The organism is Pseudomonas protegens (assembly GCF_003732485.1).
In the GTDB taxonomy this organism is placed as follows: Bacteria; Pseudomonadota; Gammaproteobacteria; order Pseudomonadales; family Pseudomonadaceae; genus Aquipseudomonas; species Aquipseudomonas protegens_B.
Genome location: NZ_MOAK01000032.1, coordinates 80,212 through 86,481, shown reverse-complemented (window position 1 = coordinate 86,481; position 6,270 = coordinate 80,212). Strand labels below are relative to the sequence as shown.

Below are 6,270 nucleotides of genomic sequence, written 5' to 3'. Positions count from 1 at the left end.
GATCTGCACAAGCAAATCGACTTCGTCAACTCGCAGGAAGTGGTGTCCACCGACTTCGTGGGTTCGCGTCACGCCGGTGTGGTCGACGCTGAGGCGACCATCGTTCAGGACAACCGCGTTGTTCTGTACGTCTGGTACGACAATGAGTTCGGTTACAGTTGCCAGGTAGTGCGCGTGATGGAAGACATGGCCGGGGTCAACCCGCCAGCGTTCCCACGCTAAACGACTGCTGAAATGAAAGCGCCCCGACTTGTCGGGGCGTTTTTGTTTGCGGCTATCGCCGGCAAGTCGACTCCTGCAATAACGTCGTTCCCGCAGATTTCGCCGGCAAGCCAAGCTGGCGTGATCCCTTAGGGGCTGGCTTGCCGGCGAAGCTTTGTATCAGGCGCCGCCAGCCGCTTGCGCGGTACGCAGTTCGTGACGGTTGCCACGGAACAGCACCAGGGTAGCGGCCAGCCCCAGCACCGCCGCGCCACTGAGCCAGATGCCCGGTGCCGCCTGGTTACCCAGGACATGGATCAGGTAGGTGCAGGCCGCCGGAGTAAAACCGCCGAAGGTCGCGGTCGCCAGGCTGTAGGCCAGGGAGAAGCCGGTGGTGCGCACTTCTACCGGCATGATTTCGGTCAGCGCCACCACCATCGCGCCGTTATACGAGCCATAAAGGAAGGACAGCCACAGCTCGACGATCAGCAGGTGGCTGAAGCTGGGGTTGGCTACCAGCCAGGACAGTGCTGGGTAAGCGGTGAAGATCGCCAGGATGGTCGAGCCCAGTAGCAGCGGTTTGCGGCCGATCTTGTCGGACAGTGAGCCCATGACCGGCAGCCAGAAGAAGTTCGACAGGCCGATGCACACGGTCACCAGCAGGGCGTCGAAGTCCGACAGGTGCAGCTCGGCCTTGCCGAAGGTCGGGGTGTAGGCGGTGATCAGGTAGAAGGACACGGTGGTCATTACCACCAGCGCCATGCCAGCGATTACGATGCCGAAGTTCTGGCCGATGGAACGGATGATTTCCTGCAAGGTAGGTCGATGTTTGCGGGCCTGGAACTCCGGTGTTTCCTCCAGGGAGCGGCGGATCATGAAAATTGCCGGAACAATCATGCAGCCCACCAGGAACGGCACGCGCCAGCCCCAGTCACCCATTTGCTCGGGGCTCAGCCAATGGTTCAGGCCAACGCCCAGCAAGCCGGCGAAGACCACCGCGGCCTGTTGGCTGGCCGACTGCCAGCTGACGAAAAAGCCCTTGCGGCCCGGGGTCGAGATCTCGGCCAGGTAGACCGACACACCGCCCAGCTCGACGCCGGCGGAAAAGCCCTGCAGCAGGCGACCCAGCAATACCAGTAGGGGCGCGGCGACGCCGAGGGTGGCGTAGCCCGGCACACAGGCAATCAGCACCGTGCCCGCGGCCATCAGTGCCAAGGTGATGATCAGGCCCTGACGGCGGCCGTGACGGTCAATGTAGGCACCGAGGAAGATCGCTCCCAGGGGACGCATCAGGAAGCCGGCGCCAAAAGTGGCCAGGGACAGCATCAGAGAAGCGAAGGCGCTGTCGGCAGGAAAGAAGGTCTTGGCGATTGCCGTGGCGTAGAAGCCATAGACCATGAAGTCGAACATCTCGAGAAAGTTGCCGCTGACAACGCGAAAGATCGCCTTGCCTTTGCCCGTGGTCGTGGACATTTTTTCACTCGCTTTGGCTGTCTTGTTAGCAATCCCTGGTCGTTATGCGTCCCTTACTGCAAAGTCGGGGCTCGAGGCTGCGCGCTGAACAGTTTTGTAACCATATGTGTATGAGGGCCTTCAGGCAACAAAAACTCTTCAATGGGTTTGACGGCTCTAGGTCGGGGCTCATGCCGTAAACGAGGGGCGAGGGGAGGAGCGCGAGCAGGTTCCGTCTGTCGCATAATGACGTCTTGTGTAGCAAATCGACCCTCCGGGGCGGTTGATCAGGAGGGATGACCTTGTCGGGTAAGCGTCGGTATCTAGGCGTCGCAATGTGGGGTGCGGTAGTGCTTTTGCAGGGATGCGGTGGTGACCGCCTGGAGAGCATCTCTGGTCCGACCATGGGTAGCACCTACTCCGTACAGTACGTGCGTCATTCCAATGGCCCGGCGGCGTCTTTGGTCAAGCGCGAAATCGAGGGGATCCTCGCTGAGGTCGACCGGCAGATGTCCACCTATCGCAGTGACTCGGATATCGAGCGTTTCAATGAGCTGCCGGCCAACAGCTGTCAGCCGATGCCAGAGCCGGTGCTGCAGTTGGTGCGTGTCGGCGAACAGTTGTCTCGTGACAGTGGCGGTGCCTTCGATCTGACAGTGGAGCCCTTGCTGAATCTCTGGGGCTTTGGCCCCCAGGGGCGTGAGGAAAAGGTTCCCAGCGCCACGGCGTTGGCGCAGGTACAGCAGCGGGTTGGGCATGGACACTTGCGTATCGAGGGTACGCAGTTGTGCAAGGATGCTGCCGTGGAAGTGGATTTCAACAGTATTGCCGCCGGTTACGCCGTGGATCGAATGGCTGCCCGGCTCACGGAATTGGGCGTCGAAAACTTTCTGGCTGAGGTCACCGGCGAGCTCAAGGCGGTGGGCCGCAAGGTGGACGGATCGCCCTGGCGCATCGCCTTGGAGGAGCCACGGGACGACCAGCAGGTGGCCCAGCGGGTGATCGCTCTGGACGGTTATGGCGTATCCACGTCCGGCGACTACCGTAATTATTTCGAGCAGGACGGTCAGCGTTTTTCCCATACGTTCGACGCCCGGGTCGGCAAGCCCATCACTCACAAGCTGGCTTCAGTGACAGTGATTCATCCTTCGGCACTCATGGCCGATGGCCTGTCGACGCTGTTACTGATTCTTGGTCCCGAGGCGGGCTGGGACTACGCGGAAAAACACCGTGTCGGCGCATTTTTTGTGATGCGTGCCGATAAAGGCTTCGTCACACGTAGCAACCTGGCGTTCGATGCGCTGTTGGCCGGACCAAAACAATAACCAGGCACGCTGTTGCGAATGCTGTAGTGCAGGCAAAAGTAGCCTACGACGCGACCAAGGGTTAATGTGCGCGGCGTTGACGCTTCTATAGACTGTGCCCGGGTTCGTAACCGAGCCAAATTGATCCTTCATGCCGCTGGCCGCGGCATGATTTAGCCGGAGATGCCAGAAGGGTGTCTCGGCCTGTTCTGAGGAGTACGCATGGCTGTCTACAACTACGATGTAGTGGTGCTGGGCTCAGGCCCCGCTGGAGAAGGTGCGGCAATGAACGCCGCGAAAGCAGGACGCAAAGTGGCGATGGTCGATAGCCGTCGCCAGGTCGGCGGTAACTGCACCCACCTGGGTACCATTCCATCCAAGGCCCTGCGTCACTCGGTCCGGCAGATCATGCAGTTCAACACCAATCCGATGTTCCGGGCCATTGGCGAGCCGCGCTGGTTCTCGTTCCCGGACGTGCTCAAGAGCGCCGAGAAGGTCATCTCCAAGCAGGTGGCTTCGCGTACTGGCTACTACGCCCGCAACCGGGTCGATGTGTTCTTCGGTACTGGTAGCTTCGCCGACGAGCAGACCGTGGAAGTGGTGTGTGCCAATGGCGTGGTGGAAAAGCTGGTAGCCAAGCACATCATCATCGCCACCGGCTCGCGTCCCTATCGCCCGGCGGACATCGATTTTGGCCACCCGCGTATCTACGATAGCGACACCATCCTCAGCCTCGGCCACACCCCGCGCAAACTCATCGTTTACGGCGCCGGGGTCATCGGCTGCGAGTACGCCTCGATCTTCAGTGGTCTTGGAGTGCTGGTGGAGTTGGTGGACAACCGTGGCCAGTTGCTGAGCTTCCTGGACTCGGAGATTTCCCAGGCCCTGAGCTACCACTTCAGCAACAACAACATCACCGTGCGCCACAACGAGGAGTACGACCGGGTTGAGGGTGTCGACAACGGGGTGATCCTGCATCTGAAGTCGGGCAAGAAGATCAAGGCCGATGCCTTGCTCTGGTGCAACGGCCGTACCGGCAACACCGACAAGCTGGGCATGGAGAACATCGGGGTCAAGGTCAACAGTCGCGGCCAGATCGAAGTCGACGAGAACTATCGCACCTGCGTGCCAAACATCTATGGCGCCGGTGACGTGATCGGCTGGCCGAGCCTGGCCAGTGCCGCCCACGACCAGGGCCGTTCCGCTGCCGGCAGCATTGTCGACAACGGTAGCTGGCGTTTCGTCAACGACGTACCGACCGGGATCTACACCATTCCCGAGATCAGTTCGATCGGCAAGAACGAGCAGGAGTTGACCCAGGCCAAGGTGCCATACGAAGTGGGCAAGGCGTTCTTCAAGGGCATGGCCCGTGCGCAGATCGCCGGCGAGCCGCAAGGCATGCTGAAGATCCTGTTCCATAGGGAAACCCTGGAAGTCCTCGGCGTGCACTGCTTCGGCTACCAGGCTTCGGAGATCGTGCATATCGGCCAGGCGATCATGAGCCAGCCGGGCGAGCTCAACACCCTGAAGTACTTCGTCAACACCACCTTCAACTACCCGACCATGGCCGAAGCCTATCGGGTAGCGGCATACGATGGCCTCAACCGGCTTTTTTGAGCGGCTCCGGCCGGTGGCCTGAGCCGGCCGGGGAGACCGATTTCAGCGATTCTCGAGGGTGGCGCTGGCCAAACCGGGAAAGTCTGTAATCAGGCTATCTACGCCGAAGTCGGCGAGCCTGCGCATCAGCGCAGGCTCGTTGACCGTCCATACCGACACATGCAAGCCCTGACGCTGCGCCCGTTGCAGACGCTCCGGGGTGCACAGAGTCCAGTTCAACGCCAGAATCTCGCAGCCATAGCTCTGGGCGACCTTCAACGGGTCGAGCCAGGCGTATTCGGCTACCAGTCCGCGAGACAGGTCCGGGGTCAGTTCGACCGCGGCTTTCAGCACTTCCCGAGAGCTTGAGGTCACGGTGACCTTGTCCAGCAGGCCGAAGCGCTGGGCCATTTCCCGAATCGCCAGCACGGTGGTGGCGGCGCGGGTGCGCGAGGCACTCTTGACCTCCAGCTGCCAGTGCTCGAAATCGCATTTTTCGAACAGCTCTTCCAGGCGTGGAATGGGGCAGGGGCTGACCCAGCCCGGGCCGCCTTTGCGCGCGTCGTAGGTCACCAGTTCGGCGGCGGAATGCTCCACCACCTTGCCGCGCCGGTCAGTGGTGCGCTTGAGGGTCGGGTCGTGAATCACCATCAGCTCGCCGTCCATGGACAGGTGCAGGTCGAGCTCGCAACGGCGCACGCCGTGCTTGAGACATTCCTGAAAGCTGGTCAGGGTGTTTTCCGGTGCTTCGCCTTTAGCGCCGCGATGGCCATAGATCAGGGTCACAATTGCTCCTTCACGGATGTTGTTCCTTAAGAGGGGTCAGGCTTGCGGCTCAGCCAGCGGCGGGGTCACTCTGTTCCCGGGCCAGACGGCGTTGCTGGGCCTGTTTTTGCAGGATATAGCGAGCCAGCAGCTGACGCTGGGCATCGGTCAATGCTTCGAACTCGGTGCCGATCTCGAAGGTGCCGAAGCTGTGGGGCTCGCAATGGGTGACCCGGGCTCGCAGCAGCAGGCCCAGGGCTTGAGGCATCAAGAGCAGCTTCACTGCCAGGTGGCTACCGCTGGGATAACTCAGATGGTGGTTGAACTCGATGCCGCCTTCGGAAAGAGTGACCCGCTGCGGCTCGCCAAACTTGCCGAACACGGTCTGTGCCACCACCTGGCTGAGCAGGTCGATGCGCTTGTTCATGGCCTTGAGATAGCTGGCCAGGGTTCGATCACGCTCGCTGACCTGGCGCAGCAAGTGCTGGGATTCGAATTCGCTCAGGTGCAGTTCGCTGAGCAAATTGAACAGCGGAGACTCATCCTGCAACACTTCCTTGCTCGCCGCGTCGTGGGCGGACAAGGGGCTAATTTCCAGTGCGATCGTGTCCTCGATACGGTAGTATTCGCGGCGATCTTCTTCATCTAATGTCGACATGGCGAACCCATGGTAGAGGCAGTGGTCTGAGTGTAAAGCTGCTTACCAGGCCCCGCCACAAGGACGTCTTCTTTTCCTCTGCACAAGCCCCGACATGTTCAGACCTCTGTTTGCTTTTATCGGCACGCGTTACACCCGTGCAAAGCGTCGCAATCATTTTGTGTCATTCATTTCCCTGACCTCGATGATCGGACTCGCCCTCGGCGTGATCGTGATGATCGTGGTGCTGTCGGTGATGAACGGCTTCGATCATGAGATGCGCACCCGCGTGCTGGGCATGGTGCCCCACGCCAC

At 60.7% G+C, this 6,270-nt stretch carries 5 protein-coding genes and 2 pseudogenes; 4 read left to right on the top strand and 3 right to left on the bottom strand.

All coding sequences use genetic code 11. From position 1 onward, the window contains the following. Nucleotides 1-222 (top strand): annotated as a pseudogene (locus BLX41_RS34505) (glyceraldehyde-3-phosphate dehydrogenase); the annotation flags it as partial. A gap of 159 nt (nt 223-381) precedes the next feature. Here the strand turns inward: BLX41_RS34505 and tcuC are convergent. Next, nucleotides 382-1,674 (bottom strand): MFS transporter, encoded by a 1,293-nt coding sequence (gene tcuC, locus BLX41_RS05130; protein WP_123724023.1) that lies wholly within the window; start codon nt 1,672-1,674, stop codon nt 382-384. Between the two features lie 314 nt (nt 1,675-1,988). On the opposite strand from tcuC, the gene BLX41_RS05125 reads away from it, so the two are divergent. Then, nucleotides 1,989-2,978 carry an FAD:protein FMN transferase gene (locus BLX41_RS05125; RefSeq protein WP_123724022.1) on the top strand — a complete coding sequence of 330 codons (990 nt, stop codon included), beginning with the start codon at nt 1,989-1,991 and terminating at the stop codon, nt 2,976-2,978. Between the two features lie 201 nt (nt 2,979-3,179). Beyond that, nucleotides 3,180-4,574, top strand: a complete 1,395-nt coding sequence (gene sthA / locus BLX41_RS05120) for a Si-specific NAD(P)(+) transhydrogenase (RefSeq protein WP_025128859.1) — start codon at nt 3,180-3,182, stop codon at nt 4,572-4,574. 42 nt (nt 4,575-4,616) lie between these two features. Here the strand turns inward: sthA and BLX41_RS05115 are convergent, their stop codons facing one another. Both BLX41_RS05115 and BLX41_RS05110 read right to left on the bottom strand, forming a co-directional pair. Then, a complete protein-coding gene (locus BLX41_RS05115; RefSeq protein ID WP_047284980.1) occupies nt 4,617-5,339 on the bottom strand; it encodes a glycerophosphodiester phosphodiesterase in 723 nt (240 codons plus the stop codon). 49 nt (nt 5,340-5,388) lie between these two features. Further along, complete coding sequence (locus BLX41_RS05110) at nt 5,389-5,976, bottom strand: PilZ domain-containing protein (RefSeq protein ID WP_123724021.1); 588 nt, start codon at nt 5,974-5,976, stop codon at nt 5,389-5,391. Nucleotides 5,977-6,070: 94 nt separating this feature from the next. Here BLX41_RS05110 and BLX41_RS34500 point away from each other — a divergent pair. Further along, nucleotides 6,071-6,270, top strand: a pseudogene (locus BLX41_RS34500) (lipoprotein-releasing system transmembrane subunit LolC); the annotation flags it as partial.